Genomic DNA, 19,350 nt, shown 5'->3' with positions numbered 1-19,350 from the left:
CCCCATGGTAGGTTTGGCACCTCCATGTCCGCTCCCGCTTCGTCGCTCAAGGCCGTCATCGTCGCGCTGTCCGGCAACGTGTTGGTCACGCTCATCAAGTTCATCGCCTTCTTCCTGTCGGGCTCGGGGGCGATGCTGTCGGAGGCGATCCACTCGTTGGCGGACACGGGCAACCAGGTGTTGTTGTTCCTGGGGTTGAAGCGGGCGGCGCGCGTGGAGGACGACTCGCACCCGTACGGCTACGGCGGCGAGCGCTTCATCTTCGGCATCCTGTCCGCGTCCGGCATCTTTTTCGTGGGCTGCGGCGTGACCGTCTACCACGGCATCCAGTCGCTCCTTCACCCGCACGTGGCGGAGACGGGGCCGGTGACGTTCGGGGTGCTGGGGCTGTCCTTCCTCATCGAGGGCGGCGTGTTGCTGTTCGCGGTTCGCGGGCTCCTCAAGCAGGCCGCGGGCGAGCCCTTCTTCCGCTTCGTGCGGACGAAGGCCGACCCGGCGTCGGTGGCCATCCTGCTGGAGGACGGCGCGGCGGTGCTGGGCCTGGTGCTGGCGACGGCGGGCATCGCGCTGGCGCACGTGACGGGCAACCCGCTGTGGGACGCGCTGGCGTCGCTCACGGTGGGCGTGCTGCTGGGGCTCATCGCCATCTACCTGATGGTGGAGAACCGGGAGCTGCTGCTGGGCCGGTCGGTGCCGGCGGACGTGGAGCAGCGCTTCGAGGACCTGCTGCGCGCGCGCGTAAGCCTGGCGGACCTGCACGACGTGAAGACGCGGCAGCTCACGCCGGAGTCCTACCAGTTCAAGGCGGAGCTGCGCTTCAGCGAGTCCTTCGTGGCGGCCCGGCTGGCGGAGGCCCTGCCCGCGCAGGGGCTGCCCCCTGTAGGCGTGGAGCGCGAGCGCGCGTTGACGGACGCGGCCCGGCACCTCATCCGCACCCTGAGCGAGGAGATCGACGCCATTGAAGCGGAGGTCCGCCGCGCCATCCCGCAGGCGAAGCACATCGACCTGGAGCTGGAGCACCTGACCGCCGCCGCCGCCGAGGCCGCGGAGCTCCGTGCCCGCACCGGGTAGGCTTTGCCTTGAATCCTGGTTTTATTGCTTAGGCCGTGCTATGCGCTTTCCCGGTTCCCCTCATCAGGGTGGCGAGACGGGATGCGCGGACGGAATGCATGGAGCGTGGGCGTGGCGCTGCTCGTCGGCTGCGCCGGCACGTCCTACTTCCAGAGCGGCCGGGAGGTCTTCTTCGGCCAGCGGGGCGAGAGGGTCTGGGTCAAGGGCCCCTGGCCGGCCATCCAACCTTCCGCGGACGTGGACGAGGTCATCGACCAGCTCTGTCCGGCGGTGATGGCGATGGACCGGGCCCGGGAGCGGGACTACGGCCAGGAGTACTGCGGGCTCATCTATTCGCTGGGCGGCGGGGAGTACTACGCGAGCTGGCCCTCGCCGCTGGGACGCACGACGTTGGTGGGCGCGGACCTGCGCCGCAAGAGCTGCAGCGTGCCCAGCGTGGTGAAGGACGACCGGGGCCTGCCGTCCACGCTGGCGGACTTCCACAGCCACCCCTGGTTCCCGTCCGGCATGTCACAGGAGGACCGCTGGGGTCAGTCACAACGTTGGACCCTGCGCATCCAATTTGATGCAGGATGCACGGTGACGAAGCTGGTCCCGTACAAGGGCGAGCAGCGTCCGGGTGAGGTCTATCTGCGGCAGGGCAAGGCGTGGAAGCTCATCGGGTACATCCACGAAGCGGACAAGGACACGGGCTTCATCACGCCCGTGGAGGACTAGATGGGGCGCCAGGGTTCGTCATCGCGGCGGGTGTGGATGAAGCGCGGGCTCGCGGCGCTGCTGGCGTTGCCCCTCTGTGGCTGCGTGCTCTTCGCGAGGCCCATCCGTCCGCCGCGCGCCTCCGACGAGGAGATGGCCCGCTTCCAGTTCCCGTTGGACCTGCCCGCGGAGGGGCGCACGCAGACGACCGCCCTGGTGGCGGTGGCGACGCAGTTGGCGATGGATGACTTCCGTCCGCTGGACCTGAAGCCGCACAAGGGCGCGACCGCGGACGAGCTGTGCCTCTACCGGCGGGACTCCTTCGACGTGTGGACGGCGCCCGGCCCGGAGGGCGTGATGTTCGTGCGCTTCGTGCCCCGGCAGGACGTCTGCAACTCCGAAGGGCCCGTGACGGACGCGAGCGCCACGTACGCCATCGACACGCGCCAGTGGCGCATCCTGTCCATCCAGCGCTAGGCCGCCGTCGCACCCGAGGGCGGCGCTTCATCCGGCGCCGCGCGCGTCAGGCCCAGCACCTTCTCCCGCTGGGGCCACGGCCACGCGCCGGTGACCATGGCCAGCTTGCCCGCGAGCACCGAGCACACCGCGACCTGGAACGTGCAGATGTACGAGATGATGCCCATGTCTCCGAACACCTGGTTCAGGTAGGACGCCACCACGCCCACGATGACCAGGCACGCGGTTCGATGTTCCGCCGCGTACGCTCGATGGTACGCGCGCGCCGCCAGGTACACCGTCACCACCAGGTACATCCACACGCCCGTGAACCCGAACCACCCGCCGAAGGCCAGCAGGCCCAACAGCGAGTTGTGCGGGTGGAAGCGGTACGTGGGGAACACGAACGCGATGTTGGGCAGCGGGTAGGGCTCCAGGAACTCGTGCCCGTAGCCCGTGCCGAACACGGGGTTCGTGTTCCAGGTCGCGATGAGGTTGAGGTTCTCGATGTCGCGGTAGTCCAGCTCTCCTTCGGCGTGCTGACCCTCGATGATGGAGCGGAAGGTCGCCACCGGCTTGAAGATGCTGCTGCTGGAGCTCCACCCGGCCAGGAAGTACACGACCAGCAGCGGCGAGCACGCGATGAGCCCTCGCGTGATGAACTTCTTCAGCGGCGTCCACGGGTTGAAGAGGTACGCCGCGGCCAGCCCGCCCACGAGGCTCACGTACGCGAGCCGGCGGTCGTTGAAGAACATCCCGATGAACACCAGGATGATGATGATGAGGCCTCGGATGGCGTGGCCGGACCTGGGCCGCTCCAGCCAGCGCATGATGCACACGCTGATGGCGAAGATGAACGTCATCGAGTCCGAGTGGCAGGTCGTGTACTCCACCTCCAGGTGCTGGGCCGGGATGATGACCAGGGCGAAGTAGGTGCTCACCGCGGACTTGGTGAGCGCCGCCGCGATGATGGTCTTCGCCACCAGGGGCCAGTCCTCCGGCCCGCGCAGGCTGTAGTGGTACATCATCCCCACCAGCGGGAGCACCGCCGCCTGGTGCCACTGCCAGAGCGAGTTCTTGATGTCCCCGCCCCGCGCGATGCCCCACACCTCCATCCACATGATGGAGAAGAACGAAATCGCCAGCACCACCGCCAGCGGCCGGGGGATGGGCACCACCGGCGGATCAATCTTGGACTTCGTGGCCCGCCGGACGATGCCGATGACGATGGCGCCGATGATGAGCCCGTCGATGAGCGGGAAGCGCAGGGCTCCAATGCCCACCAGCTCGTGCATCTGCGTGAAGAGCAGCTTCCCCAGGGGGAAGAGCGGCGACGGCCAGAACATCGACTGGGGGCGCTCGGGTGTGTAGTCCACCGCGAGCACCAGGTAGAGCACCGTGATGGCCAGGTAGCGCAGCGGCACCTTGATGATGACCCACCCCACCGTGAGCGCCAGCACGGGCGCCATGGTGACAATGGGGTCCCCGTTACCCACGGCGGCCGCACCCAGGGTGACGGCGCCCAGGCCCACGACCATGACGATGTACTGGAGCCAGGCGGCGGGCGAGGGTTTGAAGGCCATTCGAGCGAGGGGGAGGCTATATCCCGGGCCCGGGTTGGGATAGATGCGAAGGCGTATGGCTGGCACCCGACCCCGCGTCCTCCTGATTGCTGAGCTGTGCAACCCAGACTGGGTGAGCGTCCCCCTGGAAGGCTGGTCCCTGGCAAGGGCGCTCGCCGAGGTGGCGGATGTGCACCTGGTCACCCAGGTCCGCAACCGCGAGAACATCCTCAAGCAGGGGCTGGTGGAGGGGAAGGACTTCACGGCCCTGGACTCCACGCCGGTGGAGCGTCCGCTGGACAAGGTGGGCGAGCTGCTGCGCGGCAAGGCGGGCGTGGGCTGGACGACGGCCACGGCCCTGAGCGTGCTGCCGTACTACTACTTCGAGGAGCTGCTCTGGCGGCGCTTCGGGGACCGCATCCGCGCGAAGGAATTCGACGTGGTGCACCGCTACACGCCCATCAGCCCCACGACGCCCAGCACGTTGGCGGCGCGGTGCGCGGACGCCGGGGTGCCCTTCATCATGGGCCCCATGAACGGCGGCCTGCCGTGGCCCAAGGGCTTCGGCGACGCGCGCGTGCGTGAGCGCGAGTGGCTGAGCTACATCCGGGACGTCTACAAGCTGATGCCCTTCTACAAGTCGACGCGGCAGAACGCGGCGGCGCTGATGATGGGCTCGCGGGCGACGCGGGCGCAGCTGTCGCAGGAGTACCAGGACAAGGTGGTCTACATCCCGGAGAACGCCATCGACGTGCGGCGGTTCGGCGCGTCCAAGGCGGAGCCGCCGAAGCCGGGCGAGCCGCTGCGGGTGGCGTTCGTGGGGCGCTTCGTGCCGTACAAGGGCATGGCGATGCTCATCGACGCGGCGGCGCCGCTGGTGCGCGAGGGCAAGCTGCAGGTGGAGCTCATCGGCGACGGCGCGGAGATGCAGAACCTGCGCGCGCAGGTGGCGAGGGGCGGCCTGGAGAACGGCGTGACGTTCGCGGGCTGGGTGAAGCACCAGGAGCTGCAGGGCCGCCTGTCGAAGAACCACATCTTCGGTTTCCCGAGCGTGCGCGAGTTCGGCGGCGCGGTGGTGGCGGAGGCGATGGCGCTGGGGCTGGTGCCCATCGTGATGGACTACGGCGGTCCGGGAGAGATCGTCAGTCCGTCCACGGGCTTCGCCATTCCCATGGGCACGCCGCGGGAGATTGTGGAGCGCGTGCGAGGAGTCCTGGAGAAGCTGGTCGCGGATCCGTCCGTGATTGGCCCCATGGGCGAGCGCGCACGGGCGCGCATCCTCAAGCACTTCACGTGGAAGGCGAAGGCGGAGCAGGTGCTGGAGGTGTATCGCTGGGTGTCCGGCGAGCGCGGCCAGCCGGACTTCGGCATGCCGCTGGCGGACTGAGGTCCGCGGGAAGGGGCCCCTCATGCGAGGAGCCCCTTGAACGCCTCCGAGGGGACACCGGAGGTTACGGCTGGGCGTCGATGATCTTCTTGTAGGCCGCGCGCGTCTTCATCGCGTTGGCCAGGTCCTGCGCCTGGGGCACATCCGAGACCTTGGACAGCGACTCCTGGGCCTTGGCGTCGTCACCCTTGGCCATGTACGCGACCGCCAGATTGTAGTGGGCCTTGGCGTCAGCGCCGGACGCCTTCTCCCATGACGTGATGGCGGCATCCCAGTTGCCCGCCTTCGCCGCGTCCGCGCCTTCCTTCAGCCCGCCATCCGAAATGAGCGTGTAGCGCTCCGACAGCTCGTGGCCGAAGAGGGGGAAGTAGTGGTAGCCGACCGCGTCCGCCAGCACGCGCTTGAAGAGCTCACCGCCGTCGCTGGGCAGGAAGTCCGTGCTCTGGAGCGCGCCGGGAATCACCCCCTGCGCCGACCAGTACACCGAGGGGAAGGAGCCGGCGTCCGGCGTGATGCTCAGCCTGGGGCGACCGGGCGTCTTGCCCTCGGCCTCGCTGGCGACGATCTCCGTCTTCACTTCCTTGCCGTCCTTCGTCACCGTGGAGAACGCCAGGGTGATGCTCATCAGGGTGTTGCCACCGCTCGTCTGGGAGCTCTTCGCCTGCATGACGTAGATGGCGGACACCAGGGGCGTCGCCATGTCCTGCGGAATCGCGCTGAAGGTGGCCGTGGGCGAGGGCAGGATCGCGCCGTCCTTGAAGCCGACATTGAAGTCCGCCTTGGCCCCGGAGCTTGTCGCGTCGGAGAAGGCGTACTTCGGCTGCTGCCCCGTGACGTACGACTCCACGGCGGCCTTCACCGCGGCGTTCAGGGTCGCGGCGTCCATGCCGCTCGAGTTGTCGACATTCGTCGTGTCAACGCTCACCAGTGACAGGCCCGGCGCGCTCGACTTGAGTTCATAGAAGGGAGACTGCTGACGCTTCAGATCCACGGAAGACGCACAGGCAGACGTCAGGAGGACCGCGACGGCAAGCGTGCTCGAACGCAGGAAAGACATAAATGGAAATTCTCCGCACTGGGATGCGCCTTGCTCACGGGCAGTGCCCCGCGGAGCGCGCCGACTCTTTCAGTGATGTTATTTGTAATCAAGCCGGATGGTGACTTTCAGTCATTGCTTGTCAGCACTCTCCGTCCACCAGACTGTGATTGCTGAAGGCCTTTGCCAACGGACCTGGAGGTCCTCTTCAAGGGGCTTCCCGTGGGCGGCGGGGGATAGGGTTCCAGGCATGAGCTCTTCCCTGCTTCGTCGCGTCGTCCGTGGCTTCGCGGTGTACGACCTGTGCGTCACGCTCCCGTTCGCCACACCGTGGACGGCGGAAGCGATGGTGGGCGTCATGCAGTGGGCGCACGAGGGCCTGACGCTGGGCGGTGAGGCCATGCCGGCCTTCACGCCCGTGCACGTGTTCTTCGTCGCCCTCTTCGGCGTGCTCGCCGTCATCTGGGCGCTGGTTCGCGTCCTCCAGCCCACCGCGCTGCATGGCGCCATCGACACGGTGGGCCGGGGACTCGTCTCCGCGTGGATGGTGCTGGCGCTCACGCAGGGGGCATCTCAGGTGCTCGGCGTGTTCCTCGTGATGGAGGCCGCGGGCATGTTCGTGCAGGGCGCGCTCCTGCTCGGTGCGCGGAGTCGTGCGGCGGCTCCCGCGACGGGGACCTGAGCGGAGGCCCTTGCCTCTGCACCTTGGTGCAGGGGTTAGCGTCCTTCGCATGAGCCCTGAACCGTCCCTGCTTCGCCGAGTCGTCTTCGTCAGCGCGCTGTACGACTTCTTCGTCACCATCCCCTTCGCCACGCCGTGGACCGCGGACGCCGTGCTCGCGAGCATCCGGTCCGTGCACCATGCATTGGGCCTGGGTGGTGAGCCGCTCCCCGCGTTCACGTCCACGCACCTGTTCTTCGTAGCCCTGTTCGGCACCATCGTGACGCTGTGGTCCGTCGTGCGGCTCGTTCAGCCCACCGCGTTCAACGGTGCCGTGGACACCGCGGGCCGGGCGCTGTTCTCCACCTGGATGGCGTGGTCGCTCACGCAGGGCGCGACGCGGGTGCTCGTCGTGTTCCTCGTACTGGAGCTGGCGTGGATGTTCGCGCAGGGCGGTGCCATCCTCGGCGCCAGGAGGTGGCGTGGTGGCATCCCCGCGACGGCCCGTTGAAGCAGCTCCTTTGCGCATCGGCGCGCTCGCCCGTGAATCCGGCGTGAAGCTGTCCACGCTGCGCTTCTACGAGCGCCGCAAGTTGCTCCTGCCCATGGACCGCAGCGAGAGCGGCCAGCGCCTCTACGGCCCGGACGCCGCCATCCGCGTGCGCTTCATCCGACGCTCGCAAGAGCTGGGCTTCACGTTGAAGGAGGTCTCCGCCGTGCTCGCCCTCACCGACCGGCGCGGCACTCCCACTCGCGACGTGGCCCGCTTCGCCGAAGCGAAGGTCCAGGCCATCGACGCGCGCATCGACGACCTGCGCCGCATGCGCCGCGCCATCACCACCCTGATGGCCGAAGGCTTCTGCCCTCCGGACACCGTGTGCCCCATCCAGGCGTCGCTCGGCGCACCCGCGCATCCAGCGAAGCGCAAGGCCCAGGCCGCGTCCTCCACCACCAAGGCCCGGCGGCCGGCGCCCAAGGCGCGGACCGGCTGAACGCGTCCAAAGCCCGGGGTCCACGGTACGCAGGGGAGACCCCTGCGCCCGGACCCACCGAGCGGACGCGCGTTACCGCCGCTCCGCCTCACGCGTGGTGCGCACCCACTCGCCGCGCTTCTCCGCGCCGGGGCCTCGCACCATCAGCCACACCTTCCACACCACGTAGAAGGGCGCCCACGCCAGGTCCAGCAGACCGCGAGCCCCCACGCCGGACACCCACCAGCCGCGCAGCACGTACAGCGACAGCGACATCAGGCCGAACGACGCCAGCGCCGACGCCGCCACCGCCGTGCCTCCGGACAGCCACACCACGCCGGTCGCCAGCACCGAGCCCGCCACCGTCGCCAGCACCAGCTGGCTCAGGGGCGGCACCAGCACGTCCATGGACAGGTCCAGCAGGAGCCCGCTCTTCTGCTTCAACGCGTCGCTGAGCAGCGGCCACCCGTGCAGCTTGCGCATCTGCGCGCGGCCGCCCTCCCAGCGCTGACGCTGCGAGCGGCTCTGCTTCTCCGCAGTGACCATCTCGCCCAGCACCTCCGCCTCCCAGGCGTAGTGCACGCGGTGCCCCGCGCGAGCCAGGCGGATGCCGTACTCCAGGTCCTCCACCACGCTGAACGCGTCGTGCGGCACCTGCTTCAGCACCGCGTGCGTGAAGCACATGCCGTTGCCGCGCAGGCCGCAGGACACGCCCATCCGCTCGCGCCCCATGGAGCGCACGCGGTGGAACATCCCCAGCGCGATGGTCATCAGCCGCGTGCGCCACGACGCCGTGGGGTTCATCACGCCGTAGTGCGCCTGCGCGCCGTGCGCCCCGTCCTCCAGCCGGCGGGCGAAGGCGTGCAGCAGGTTCGCGGACACCACCGTGTCCGCGTCCACCACCACCACCGCGTCCGCGAAGCCGTCACGCTGGCTGTGCTCGAAGGCGTGCGCCAGCGCGTAGCCCTTGCCGCGCTTCTCCGCGTCCTGGCGCTCCAGCACCGTGGCGCCCGCCTCCCGCGCCTTCTGGGCCGTCGCGTCGGAGCAGTTGTCCGCCACCACGATGATGCGCCGCAGGTGCGCCGGGTAGTCCACCGCGGACAGGTTCGCCACCGTCCGGGCAATGCCCAGCTCCTCGTTGTGCGAGGGGATGATGACGTCGAACTTCCGCACCGCCGGCGACGGCGGCACCGGCGCCGCCTTGCGCCCCGACAACAGCGTCAGGAGCAGCAGGTAGCCGCAGCCCACCACCACCGGCAGCAGTCCCACGCACAGCGCCACGTCCACCCAGGTCCAGACCGTCACGACAGTGTCACCCCCGCGCTCGCGCCATCCGAAGGACGGCCGAGCGCACGAACCTTCAGCGCCGTTCCAGCTCCGCCAGCACCGGCAACTTGAGCAGCCGCTCCACTTGCCACTTCTCCAGGACCCGGCGGCGCAGGATGTCCAACGCCACCGCCGCGAACACCGCCAGCGCCACCCCGCCCACCACGCCCGCGATGGCGATGAGCTTCGGGTTCGGCTTGGACGGCTTCTCCGGGAAGAGCGCCGGCAACAGCACGCTGTAGCGGTGCTTCATGGAGACTTTGGAGATCTCCAGCTCCGTCTGCGCCTGGTCCAACCGGCGCAGCTTCTCCTGGTGCCGCATCACCACCATGCGCATCCGGTCCGTGGCCACCGCCACCTCCGGATCATCCGGCGTGCCCAGCATCGCGCCCGCCATGGGGGCACCGAAGCCCGCCGCCAGGCTCGTGCCCTCGGTCGTGGAGTCCACGTCCGTGCCGCCCATGCGCAGGTACTCCTGGATGAGCGACTGCTCCTCGGAGCGCAGGGACGTCAGCTGCGGCGAGTCCGCCTGCATCGTCGCCACGCGCTGCTCCAGGTCGACAATCACCGGGTGCTGCGGAGAGAACACGACCCGCTGCTCCGCCAGCTGCGAGCGCAGCTCCGTGAGGCGGCGGCCGCGGAACTCCTCCACGTCGCGGATGGCGCGGCGCTTGGCCTGCACCAGGAACTTCAGCTGCGCGAGCGCGTGGTCCGTCGCCAGGAGCGCCTGCCGCGCGCTGGCCTGCTTGGGGTCCGCTTCCTTCTTCTTGCGGCGCGCATCCGCGGCCCGCACCGCGCGCTCCAGGTCCGCGATGGCCTGCTTGATGTTCGCGGCCTCGTTGGCCACCTGGCCCTGGAGGATGTTCACGGACTCGGAGATGGCGCCCATCTCCGAGTCATGGCGCATGTCGAGGAAGTTCTGCGCCGCGGCCTCCACGATGTTGAAGGCCATCTGCGGGTCGCTCCAGTCCACCCCGATGGTGACCGTGCCGCTGCCGCCCTCCGCCATCACGATGAGGCTGGTCTCCAGCATCGCGATGAGCGCCTCCTCCTTCTCCTCGTCCGTCATGGGAGGCGGAGCCTTCTTCAGGTACTGCTCCTTCATGCGGCTGAGGGGCGACCGCATGTGGTCCCAGTACTCGATGAGCTTCGCGTTCTTCACCACGGACTTGAGGTTGCCGCGGCTGAGCACCATCTCCCACGCGGCGCGCGTGGGTTGATCCGCCTCCACCGGGATGGACCGGCCCGGGTTCACCAACGAGGAGATGATGAGGTTGCGGTACGTCAGCATCCGCGTCTCGACGTGGTACTTGCGCGGCATCAGCTTCGCCGCCGCCGAACCCAGCCCCGCCATCACCGCGACGATGCACAGCCCCAGGAACCAGTGCCGGAAGATGGCCCTGCGCACGAAGCCCAGCCCGTCGAACAGGAAGCCCCAGTCGATGAGGTCCGCCGGCGCGTTGGTCTCCTCGCGCTCGGGGACGTACGGCGGGGGCGGGGCGGAGCGAGGCGTGCGTGGGGCCGGCGTCGTCACGCGTTGCCCCGGGGCGCCGCGGACTTGAGCACGTGGCGCACGCGCTTCTCCAGCTCCTCGGGCGTGAAGGGCTTGCCCAGGTAGCCGTTGGCGCCGGCCTCTTCCGCGTAGGCCTTGTCCTCCGGCAGGTTGCGCGCGGACACCATCAACACCGGCACGTGCGCGATGGCGGGCGTGCGGCGGATGTGCTCGCAGACGTCGTAGCCGGACACGTCCGGCAACGTCAGGTCCAGACACACGAGGTCCGGCTTGAGCTCGCCGCTCGCCAGGTACTCCATGGCGGCCTTGCCGTTGGGCTGCTCCACCACGTTCTTCACGCCCATCTGCTCGAGCATGTCACGCAGCATGACGCGGAACATCGGAGAGTCCTCCACGAGGAGGACGGTGAGCTGTTGGAGCTCCATCACGTCTGACGCCTTTCCTTCCCTCACCCGAACCCGTACCTGGGAACGAGGACGAGCACGCCATATGCGTACGCCATGTTGAAGAGGGCCACCCACAAGATGGCCTTCTTCATCCCCCGCCAGGGATGCGCATCGCGCGCGGCCGCTCCGGGCAGCGCGATGGTGGCAACGAGGACGGACAGGAGGATGAGCTTCGCCATGGCGGGAGCCTCAGAGGATACCCGTTTTCTGGACCGTCAGTCCCAGCGTCGCGGACCACACCGTACGGGCCGCCTCCACGTCGGGCGAGCGAGTCCATGCCGCGCGGGTGTCCACCTCCAGGGTCATCCACCGGTTCACCGTCCAACCCGCGCCCACACCGCCCACCACCTGCCGGTCCCCCACGGCTCCGCCTACCGCGAAAGCACCGCCTCCCGTCCCGGAGAACCGGAAGCGCGGGCTCAGCGCCCAGGTGCCGTTCAACGTCAGGTCAGCCCGCGGGTAGACGAGCCCCGTCAGCCGATCCACGAAGGGCGTCACCCGCGCGGCGAGCCGGCCGTTGAAGTCCGCCGTCCGCGACGGCACCCGGTGGGACACCGCCAGCGTCAGATCCGGGAGCAGCTCCAGGCGCTGCGGCGGATCCTCCACGGGCGCGCCCCCGACCTGGAAGGTCGTCAGCCGCCGCCCACCTGACAAGGTGGATGACGGGGTGACTCCGGGCACGTCCGGGTCATCCGTGGGGTCGTCCTCCGTCGCGCGCACGGAGTACGCCACGCCCACGCCCACCCCGGCCTCCACCGCCGTGCGCCGATCCAACCGGTGCGTCCAGCCGCCAGTGAGCGTGGTCACGGTGGCGCGAGCGCCGGTGGAGAAGCGCGAGTCCGAGTACGCCAGCGTGGTGGAGAGCGTGTGCCGGGGCGCGGGGGAGTTCCCCAGGGACAGCTGCGCGCGAGGGCCGTACTGGAAGGGCACCGCCTCCTTCGCCGTGTCGTCCAGGCCGCCGCTGGCGGAGAAGCCCGCGCTGCCGGAAAGCCGCCAGCCCGGGCCCAGCCACACCGTCTCCGCCGCCAGCGTCGTCAGCGAGGACAGGAAGAACACCGTGTCCACGCCCTCCGGCAGGGGCTGGATGGGGAGGGCCGGCGTGTCCCCGGGCACCGCCGGGTCGTCGTCCAGGCTGCCGCCCAGGGGCAGGTTGGTGAAGAGGTTCACCTGTCCCAGCACGAACTCCTGGGTGCCGTGCAGGGTGAGCCCGCGCGAGGGACGCCAGTCCCCCAACAGCCGCCCCACGTGCTGCACCTCGGTGCGCGGGTTGGTGGTGGCCTCACGGAAGGAGATGCGCGGCGCGTACTCCACCTGCGCCACCGCGCTGCCGTCGTCGTACTTCAGGCTCACGGTGGGGACGATGTCCATGTCCGCCGCCAGGGGGGACACGGCCTCCCCCGCGGCCTGCGCGTCCATGGAGCGCGCGCGGGTGTCCACGCGGGCCGAGGCGCCGTACTTCACGGAGGCGGAGGCCACCTCCAGCCACAGGCTCGCGAGGGCCGCGTCCAGCACGGGTTACTCCACCACCACCACGTCGCCGGGGCGCAGGCGGAAGGCGGCCGCGCGGCCTTCGCCGCGGATGATGTCCTCGTAGCGCACGCGGATGCGCGTGGGCTGCTCCGCCTGCGGGTCGTCCCGGCGCAGCACGAAGATGCGGTCGCGGTGGGCGTAGTCGGTGAAGCTGCCGGCGGCGCCCAGCGCCTGGAGCAGCGTCGCGCCCGGGTCCAGCACGTGCGCGCCCACGTTGGCGACTTCCCCCAGCATCGTCACGGACATGGGGCGCGCTTCCTCCAGCGACACCGTGACCACGGGGTGGTTGATGAAGTCCTTGAGCCGCGTCTGGATCTGCTGCGCCAACAGGGCCGGCGAGTGGCCCGCGGCCTCCACGTCGTCCAGGAAGGTGAGGCTGATGTTGCCGTCCTCGCGCACCTTGGCGCGCGTGGTGAGCGCCTCCTGGCCGAACACCTTCACGTTGAGCACGTCGCCGGGGACGATGCGGTAGGCGGCGTCCGACTCGGTGGGCTTCTCCTGGTAGTCGTTCACCCAGGTGTACTGGCCCAGGCCGCTGCACGCGGGGGCCAGGAGGAGCAACCCGGCGCACGCGAGCGCGCGGGAGACGGGACCGCGGAATCGGGACGGGCGGGAAGGCATGGCCTGAGAGTTCCTCACGCGGCGGGGGCGGCCGGCACGGCCACCTCGGCACCATTACCACCGCGCTGCTTCGCCATGCGCACGACCTGGAGCAGCTCCGAGGGACGCACGGCGCCGGTGCCCAGCACGCCCGCCACGTAGGCGGAGGCCGTCAGCCCCAGCCGGGGCCACGCCTGCATGCCCGCTCCGGACAGCACCCGGTCCAGGACCACGCAGCCCACGCACACCGCGGCCGTCTTGGCCACCATGAGGAGGGAGCGCCGGTCGAAGGAGTTCCTCCCCATGCGGCTGAGGAAGAGCACCGTGACGATGACCTCCGTGAAGAACATGGAGAGCGCCGTGGCGGTGGCGCCGCCGGACGGGCCGATGCGCCGGAACAGCCACGGGATGAGCATCAGGTTGAGGATGGGGTTCACCACCGCGCCCATGGTGGCCGCCAGCGTCACCCACCACTCCTTGTTGGACATGGTCAGCCAGATGCTGCTGACCATGGTGACGTAGGCCATCACGAAGATGGGGGACAGCACACGCAGGGGCAGCGCCGCGGGCTCGAAGCCGGGGCCGCACATCAGGCGCACCCACAGGTCCGCGCCCAGCACCATGGCCATCATCACCGGCACGGTGAACGCGAGCACGCCCTCCAGCGAGCGGCGCGTCAGGTTCGACAGCTCCGCGGGCGAGCGGGCCGCCGCGCGCGACATCATGGGCATCAGCACCCAGCCGAAGATGGGGGAGATGAGGAACGTGAGCCCCGCGATGCTGAACGCACCGCCGTACCAGCCCACCTCCTCCTTCGACGCGAGCTTGCCCAACAGCGTCATGTCCGTGCGCCCGTTGCACGCCAGCGCCGCAGCGGTGAGGAAGAACGGCAGGCACGCCTTCATCACCTTCTTCGTCGCCGTCAGGTCGACGCGGAACTTCAGCCCCAGGTGCTCCTTCGCCAGCTTCCAGCTGATGAGGAGCTTCACCGCCTCCGACAGCACCATGGGCACGGCCAGCCACTGCAGGCTCACGCCGAACGCGGCCATCAGCGCCAGGCCGCCGCCCCACACAATCTTGGTGATGACGTTGGAGACGGACAGGCCCGCGACCTTGCCCTTGGAGTGCAGCAGCGCGGCCATGGACGCGTTGATGACCATGAGCGACTGGGCCACCGCGAACCACTGCACCAGGTGCTGCACCTCCGGAGGCTCGCCGGTGTGGTGGAGCACCAGCGCCAGCGCCACCATCAGGATGAGCGTCATCCCCAGGCGCAGGAGCATCGTGGTGCCAAAGAAGTCGCTCGCGTGCTCCGGCCGGACGGGGACTTCCTTCCGGATGTACGTCTCCAGGCCCAGGTTCGTGGCCACGAAGAACGTGGCGGCGAACGCCTCCGACCAGTTGAAGTAGCCGAACGCCTCCGGCCCCAGGTAGCGCGGCATCAGCGCGCGGATGCCCAGCGCGATGGCGTACGTCACCATCAGCGAGCCTCCGAGCTGGATGGTGCTGCGGACCGCGCCGCGCACTTCGTTCGCACGGGCGCCGTCGTCGGCTTCAGCGGAGGGGGAGGTCGGACTGTTCACGGTCATGGATGACGCGGGCCTTCGGGGCTGCTGCACACCAGGGGAGGAAGGCCCGCCCCATGGAAAGACGAACGGGCCCGGCGCGTCAACGCCGGGCCCGGAATGACACCCCGGTTGCTAGCTTGCTCCGCGACCGGTGATGACCACGGGCACCGTCTGCAGGAGCAGCCGCAGGTCGCCGGTGAGGCTCCAGTGGTCGATGTACTGCATGTCCAGGTACATCCACTGCTCGAAGGAGATCTGGTTGCGGCCGGACACCTGCCAGATGCAGGTGAGGCCCGGGCGCACGGACAGGCGGCGGCGCTGCCACGTCTCGTACTTCGCCACCTCGCTGGGCACCGGCGGGCGCGGGCCCACGATGCTCATCTCACCGCGGAGCACGTTGAGGAACTGGGGCAGTTCGTCGATGGAGAACTTGCGGATGAAACGACCGATGCCGGTGATGCGCGGGTCGTTCTTCATCTTGAAGACGGGGCCGGTCTGCTCGTTCTGCGCGGCCAGCCGCTCCTTGAGCTCCTCCGCGTTCACCACCATGGAGCGGAACTTCAGCATGTAGAACGGCTTGCCGTGCTGCCCGGTGCGCAGCTGCTTGAAGAAGATGGGGCCGCGCGAGGTGAGCTTGATGCAGGCGGCCACCACCGCGAACAGCGGCAGCAGGGCCCACAGCGCCACCGCGGACACGGCGATGTCGAACAGGCGCTTCATGGCCATCTGGTGCGGCTTGGGCGCCACCGCGGCGAAGTGCAGGTAGCCGTCCGCCACCGCGCGGGAGTCCACCGGGCGGGCGCGGTCCAGGCGGAACGAGTGCGCCGGCAGCGCGAACGGCACGCCGAAGCGCTCCGCCAGCTTGATGGCCGCCTGCATGGACTCGCCCTGCTTGAGCGTGTTGCCCGCGATGTAGACCTCGCTGACGGGCAGCGTGCGCAGCAGGCGCTCCAACTCGTCCGCGGGCCCCAGCACGTCCGCCGGCAGGCTGTCGCCAGAGGCGTGGTCCGCGGGGAAGCGCACGTAGCCCAGGATCTTGTGACGGCCGCGCTTGAGCAGGTCCTCGCCCGTGTAGCGGCCCATGGCGCCGGTGCCCACGATGAGCACCTCCTCCGTGGGGGCCTCCTGCGAGGCCACCTGGCGGAAGACGCCCAGGCGCAGGAGCAGCGCCACCGGCCAGAAGATGAAGAGCAGCGGCGCCAGGCCCACGTGGGCCGCGGTGGGCATCGCCAGCTCCAGCACCGCCTGGATGGTCACCACCGCCAGCGTGGTGACGGACACCAGCGCCACGTGGTCCAGCTTGCTGCGCTCGGCGAAGCGCGAGTCGTACAGGCACAGCGCCGTGCCCGTGATGAGCCACACCAGCACCGCCGTCAGCACCATGCTGGGCAGCTCCCAGCTCATGGGGAACGTCAGCCCGCCGCGCATCCAGGCGGAGCCCAGCAGCACCGCCACCAGCAGCGCCACATCCACGGTGAGGTTCAGCTTCGCCGCGAAGCCAGGGGCCAGGCGCGGCGGATCGGTGACCTCGGCCGCGGCCGGCACCCCGGAAGCCTTGACCTCGGCGCTTGCAGTCGCACTGCTCATCGTGTCCACCCCCCTCTGCTCACGTTCGGCTCTTGCAGAGGATACCGTCTAGACTAGAAAAGTTTAACCAGGAGGAAATGCAAGATTGCCAAATAGTGCGTCGCGGCGCAACCACTGCTCAGCAAGAAATACATGACAACAGGTAAAAACTTGGACACCCATCCCAGCCGTCGGGTGTGAGTTCGCGTCCATGGACATTGAGGTCCAATGGGTCCCTTGGATCCCACCTGGACCCCAAAGCCGCCGGCTGCGCCCGCCGACTGCATGTACGATGCCCGTCTGACAGTCGGGTGCCTGCGCTCCTACCGAGATGCGTCATGGCGGAAGTCATGAGGAATTCCCGGAGGTTGAGAGTGGGTCTCCAGGCGCTCTGTCCCGGTGTAGACGTTGCAGCGGCCGTTCCTTGAGAACGCGGCGAGCGTCACGCCAGCACGCAGGGCCAGGTCGATGGCCAGGGAGCTGGCGGCGGACACGCTGACCACGACGGGGATGCGGGCGCGGGCGGCCTTCTGGACGATTTCGAAGCTGGCGCGGCCGCTGACGGCCAGGACCGTGGGGGCGGCGGGGAAGGGCGGTGTGGGCAACCGGAGCGGGGCGCGCACGGCGCCGGCCAGGACCAGGGCGCCCACCACCTTGTCCACGGCGTTGTGGCGGCCCACGTCCTCATAGGAGGCGAGCAGCTCGCCATGGGCATCCAGCGCGGCGGCGGCGTGCACTCCACCGGTGTGTTCAAACGTGTGCTGGATGTCGCGCAGGCGTTCGGTGGCGCGGGCCACGGTGTGGGCGGAGAGGACGGGGCCTGGAGCGACGGGGGCGCACGTGGCCATCAGGTCGTCCACGTCGCGGCGGCCGCACACGCCACAGGCGGAGGTGGTGAGGGTGCCGCGGCGGGTGGCCTCCACGCGCTCCAGGTCGAGCACGGCACCGGCGGCGGGAACGACCTCCAGCACGTTGCCGTACCCTTCCTCGCCGGGGTGGCCGCAGTGGAACAGGCTGCCCAGGTCGTCACGGTCGTTGAGGATGCCTTCGGCGAAGAGAAAACCCACCGCCAGCTCGCGATCATGCCCGGGGGTCCGCATGGTGGTGGCGACGGGGTCGCCATTCACGCGGATCTCCAGGGGCTCCTCCACGGCCACGCGGTCATCCTCGGCCGCACGGAGCGTGTCTCCGTCGAAGCGGCGCACGGGGCGGTGGGTGACGCCGCGCGGCTCTGGGCGAGAGACCTTGGATGTCGCGGATTGATCACGCAGCCACGCGGTGAGGAGGTCCGCGACGGCGGTGGCGGTGGCCGGCACGCGCGGGCGCGAGGCCACGGTGGACGGAAGCGTGGGCGCGTCCGTCACCAGGGCGAGCACGTCGGGGCGGGAGGCAGCGAGCGGGGATTCCAGGCCCTCGCGCCACACCTCCAGCTTCGGGAGGGGGCCGTCCTTCCAGCCCTCCACGAGCACCAGATCCACGCGGCCCGCGTCTCGCGCGAGGAGCGAAGGGGACAGGGGCTGCCGCGTGGTGAGCTGCGTGCCGTCCGGCGTGGAGAGGCCGGTGAGCGCGGCGCCCGCGGCGTCCAGGCGCGCGGTGTCGCTGCCCGGGCGGTGGAGCGGGTGCGCATCCGAGGAGTGCTTCACGTACGCGACGCGCAGGCCGCGCGAGGCCAGCTCCGGCAGCAGGCGCTCCAGGAGCGTCGTCTTGCCGGCGCCGGAGTGGCCGATGAGGGCGAGCGCGGGAGGCGGCTTCATACGGCCTCCACGGCGTGGAAGTCCGGTGCGTCGAAGAGCTGCACGTCCACGGACTCGCCCTGGGCGAAGTCGGCGCGACCGGCGGGGAGCACGGCCCAGCCCCGGGCGGCCACGTTCTGCAGAATCTGTCCGGCGCCCTGGGGACGCAGGCGGGCCCACGGTTCAACGCTGTCCTCGCGCGCTTCGAGCGCCGAGACGGTGACGAGGTAGGTGAGGCCGGCCTGCTTGTGGCGGGGCTCGGAGAGGCGGGCGCGGGTGACGCGGCGCTGTTCGATGACGCCCTGGTGCTTGAAGAGGAGGGGCCGCGCGAACTGGTCGAACGCGACGGTGGCGGCGCCGGGGTTGCCGGGCAGCACGACGACGGCGGTGGAGCCCAGGCGGGCCACGGCCACGGGCTTGCCGGGCTTGAGCGCGACGCCGTCCACGAGGAAGCGCGCGCCCATCCGGGTGAGGACGCGCTTCACGCAGTCCTTGTCGCCCACGGACGCGCCGCCGGTGGTGATGAGCACGTCGACCTGAGGCGCGAGCTGCTCCAGCTGGGCGTGCAGCTCCGCTTCGTCATCGCGCGAGCGGGCCAGGTGCGTGACGTCCGCGCCGGCCTCGCGGGCCAGTGCCGCCACGAGGATGCGGTTGCTCTCGAAGACCTGGTGGGGTCGCGCGGGCTGGCCGGGGGGAACGAGCTCGTCGCCGGTGGCGATGACAGCGACGCGCGGCGCTGGGCGCACGAGCGCGGTGGCTTCACCCAGCGACGCGAGCACGCCGAGCACGGTGGCGTCCACGCGCTGGCCGGCGGGGAACAGCGGAGTGCCGGGCATCACCTCTTCGCCAGCGCGGCGCAGGTCATGGCCGGGGGCGACGGAGACGAAGAGGTCCACGTGGGAGCCGTCGTCGGTGGGGCGCGCGGCCTCCTGGCGGACGACGGCGTTAGCGCCGGGGGAGAGGGGGGCGCCGGTGAAGACGCGCGCGGCCTCGCCGGGCTGGAGGGCGCGGCGCGGGAGGTGGCCGGCGTAGACGGTGTCGACGACGCGCAGGCGCGCGGGGCGGTCGCGGTTGGCGCCCCGGGTCTCCTCGGCGCGCACGGCCCACCCGTCCATGGCGGAGTTGTCGCAGCCGGGCAGCGCGCGTGACGCGACGATGCCAGCGGCGAGGAACCGGCCATGGGCTTCCATCAAGGGAAGCCGGGCGGGGGCCGCGGGCAGAATGGCAT

The 19,350-nt window shown here is 69.9% G+C and carries 19 protein-coding genes; 7 read left to right on the top strand and 12 right to left on the bottom strand.

What is annotated here, in order from left to right; translation table 11 throughout:
* From D7Y15_RS35110 to D7Y15_RS35100, 3 genes are all read left to right on the top strand, one after another.
* On the top strand, positions 1-1,071 hold a 1,071-nt coding region (locus D7Y15_RS35110), incomplete at its 5' end, for a cation diffusion facilitator family transporter (RefSeq protein WP_233605211.1).
* A gap of 81 nt (positions 1,072-1,152) precedes the next feature.
* A complete protein-coding gene (locus tag D7Y15_RS35105) occupies positions 1,153-1,788 on the top strand; it encodes a hypothetical protein (RefSeq protein WP_121755310.1) in 636 nt (211 codons plus the stop codon).
* A complete protein-coding gene (locus D7Y15_RS35100; protein ID WP_121755309.1) occupies positions 1,789-2,244 on the top strand; it encodes a hypothetical protein in 456 nt (151 codons plus the stop codon).
* Here the strand turns inward: D7Y15_RS35100 and wzy are convergent.
* The gene (wzy, locus tag D7Y15_RS35095; RefSeq protein ID WP_121755308.1) at positions 2,241-3,806 is read right to left on the bottom strand and encodes an exopolysaccharide repeat unit polymerase; all 1,566 of its coding nucleotides are present in this window, start codon (positions 3,804-3,806) and stop codon (positions 2,241-2,243) included. The genes D7Y15_RS35100 and wzy overlap by 4 nt on opposite strands.
* Positions 3,807-3,861: 55 nt before the next feature.
* Between wzy and epsH the strand changes: the two genes are divergently transcribed.
* Entirely contained in the window at positions 3,862-5,172 is a 1,311-nt protein-coding gene (gene epsH / locus D7Y15_RS35090; protein WP_121755307.1) for an exopolysaccharide biosynthesis glycosyltransferase EpsH, read from the top strand.
* Positions 5,173-5,236: 64 nt separating this feature from the next.
* On the opposite strand, the gene D7Y15_RS35085 is transcribed toward epsH, so the two are convergent.
* Entirely contained in the window at positions 5,237-6,163 is a 927-nt protein-coding gene (locus D7Y15_RS35085; RefSeq protein WP_148712945.1) for a lipopolysaccharide assembly protein LapB, read from the bottom strand.
* Positions 6,164-6,458: 295 nt separating this feature from the next.
* On the opposite strand from D7Y15_RS35085, the gene D7Y15_RS35080 reads away from it, so the two are divergent.
* Genes D7Y15_RS35080 through D7Y15_RS35070 form a run of 3 tightly spaced genes read left to right on the top strand, consistent with a single transcriptional unit; the run spans position 6,459 to position 7,861 of the window.
* Positions 6,459-6,890: a hypothetical protein gene (locus D7Y15_RS35080; protein ID WP_121755305.1), complete on the top strand. Its 432-nt coding sequence runs from the start codon at positions 6,459-6,461 to the stop codon at positions 6,888-6,890.
* A gap of 49 nt (positions 6,891-6,939) precedes the next feature.
* A complete protein-coding gene (locus tag D7Y15_RS35075; protein ID WP_121755304.1) occupies positions 6,940-7,380 on the top strand; it encodes a hypothetical protein in 441 nt (146 codons plus the stop codon).
* Entirely contained in the window at positions 7,355-7,861 is a 507-nt protein-coding gene (locus tag D7Y15_RS35070) for a MerR family DNA-binding protein (protein WP_158629178.1), read from the top strand. Before D7Y15_RS35075 ends, D7Y15_RS35070 begins: the two co-directional genes overlap by 26 nt.
* A gap of 72 nt (positions 7,862-7,933) precedes the next feature.
* Here the strand turns inward: D7Y15_RS35070 and epsU are convergent, their stop codons facing one another.
* From epsU to glp, 10 genes are all read right to left on the bottom strand, one after another.
* On the bottom strand, positions 7,934-9,145 hold the full coding sequence (gene epsU, locus D7Y15_RS35065; protein WP_121755302.1) for an exopolysaccharide biosynthesis GT2 family glycosyltransferase EpsU: 1,212 nt from the start codon (positions 9,143-9,145) through the stop codon (positions 7,934-7,936).
* 55 nt (positions 9,146-9,200) lie between these two features.
* A complete protein-coding gene (gene epsV, locus D7Y15_RS35060; protein ID WP_120579628.1) occupies positions 9,201-10,700 on the bottom strand; it encodes a PCP family exopolysaccharide biosynthesis protein EpsV in 1,500 nt (499 codons plus the stop codon).
* Positions 10,697-11,104: an exopolysaccharide biosynthesis response regulator EpsW gene (gene epsW, locus D7Y15_RS35055; protein ID WP_121755301.1), complete on the bottom strand. Its 408-nt coding sequence runs from the start codon at positions 11,102-11,104 to the stop codon at positions 10,697-10,699. The genes epsV and epsW overlap by 4 nt, the downstream gene beginning before the upstream one ends.
* Positions 11,105-11,127: 23 nt before the next feature.
* The gene (locus tag D7Y15_RS45395; protein ID WP_014400807.1) at positions 11,128-11,304 is read right to left on the bottom strand and encodes a hypothetical protein; all 177 of its coding nucleotides are present in this window, start codon (positions 11,302-11,304) and stop codon (positions 11,128-11,130) included.
* 10 nt (positions 11,305-11,314) lie between these two features.
* A complete protein-coding gene (epsX, locus tag D7Y15_RS35050; protein WP_121755300.1) occupies positions 11,315-12,637 on the bottom strand; it encodes an exopolysaccharide export protein EpsX in 1,323 nt (440 codons plus the stop codon).
* A gap of 3 nt (positions 12,638-12,640) precedes the next feature.
* Positions 12,641-13,276, bottom strand: a complete 636-nt coding sequence (gene epsY, locus D7Y15_RS35045; protein WP_120579625.1) for an exopolysaccharide export protein EpsY — start codon at positions 13,274-13,276, stop codon at positions 12,641-12,643.
* Positions 13,277-13,290: 14 nt separating this feature from the next.
* Positions 13,291-14,844 carry an exopolysaccharide biosynthesis flippase gene (gene wzx / locus D7Y15_RS35040; RefSeq protein WP_211487074.1) on the bottom strand — a complete coding sequence of 518 codons (1,554 nt, stop codon included), beginning with the start codon at positions 14,842-14,844 and terminating at the stop codon, positions 13,291-13,293.
* A 111-nt stretch (positions 14,845-14,955) separates the two neighbouring features.
* Entirely contained in the window at positions 14,956-16,410 is a 1,455-nt protein-coding gene (epsZ, locus tag D7Y15_RS35035) for an exopolysaccharide biosynthesis polyisoprenyl-phosphate hexose-1-phosphate transferase EpsZ (RefSeq protein ID WP_167548579.1), read from the bottom strand.
* Positions 16,411-16,712: 302 nt separating this feature from the next.
* Positions 16,713-18,143: a formate dehydrogenase accessory sulfurtransferase FdhD gene (gene fdhD, locus D7Y15_RS35030; RefSeq protein ID WP_121755299.1), complete on the bottom strand. Its 1,431-nt coding sequence runs from the start codon at positions 18,141-18,143 to the stop codon at positions 16,713-16,715.
* Positions 18,140-19,350: gephyrin-like molybdotransferase Glp (gene glp, locus D7Y15_RS35025; protein ID WP_148712944.1), on the bottom strand; the 1,211-nt coding region annotated here is incomplete at its 5' end. The genes glp and fdhD, both read right to left, overlap by 4 nt.

The sequence above is a fragment of the Corallococcus sp. AB030 genome (assembly GCF_003668965.1).
In the GTDB taxonomy this organism is placed as follows: Bacteria; Myxococcota; Myxococcia; order Myxococcales; family Myxococcaceae; genus Corallococcus; species Corallococcus exiguus.
This window is presented reverse-complemented; position numbering and strand designations above follow the sequence as displayed.

Bases quoted from the DNA above. Each gene is read 5' to 3' on its own strand.
- D7Y15_RS35105 (WP_121755310.1), top strand. From the start codon at position 1,153: ATGCGCGGACGGAATGCATGGAGCGTGGGCGTGGCGCTGCTCGTCGGC.
- D7Y15_RS35100 (WP_121755309.1), top strand. From the start codon at position 1,789: ATGGGGCGCCAGGGTTCGTCATCGCGGCGGGTGTGGATGAAGCGCGGG.
- wzy (WP_121755308.1), bottom strand. From the start codon at position 3,806: ATGGCCTTCAAACCCTCGCCCGCCGCCTGGCTCCAGTACATCGTCATG.
- epsH (WP_121755307.1), top strand. From the start codon at position 3,862: ATGGCTGGCACCCGACCCCGCGTCCTCCTGATTGCTGAGCTGTGCAAC.
- D7Y15_RS35080 (WP_121755305.1), top strand. From the start codon at position 6,459: ATGAGCTCTTCCCTGCTTCGTCGCGTCGTCCGTGGCTTCGCGGTGTAC.
- D7Y15_RS35075 (WP_121755304.1), top strand. From the start codon at position 6,940: ATGAGCCCTGAACCGTCCCTGCTTCGCCGAGTCGTCTTCGTCAGCGCG.
- epsW (WP_121755301.1), bottom strand. From the start codon at position 11,104: ATGGAGCTCCAACAGCTCACCGTCCTCCTCGTGGAGGACTCTCCGATG.
- D7Y15_RS45395 (WP_014400807.1), bottom strand. From the start codon at position 11,304: ATGGCGAAGCTCATCCTCCTGTCCGTCCTCGTTGCCACCATCGCGCTG.
- epsY (WP_120579625.1), bottom strand. From the start codon at position 13,276: ATGCCTTCCCGCCCGTCCCGATTCCGCGGTCCCGTCTCCCGCGCGCTC.
- wzx (WP_211487074.1), bottom strand. From the start codon at position 14,844: ATGACCGTGAACAGTCCGACCTCCCCCTCCGCTGAAGCCGACGACGGC.
- epsZ (WP_167548579.1), bottom strand. From the start codon at position 16,410: ATGAGCAGTGCGACTGCAAGCGCCGAGGTCAAGGCTTCCGGGGTGCCG.
- fdhD (WP_121755299.1), bottom strand. From the start codon at position 18,143: ATGAAGCCGCCTCCCGCGCTCGCCCTCATCGGCCACTCCGGCGCCGGC.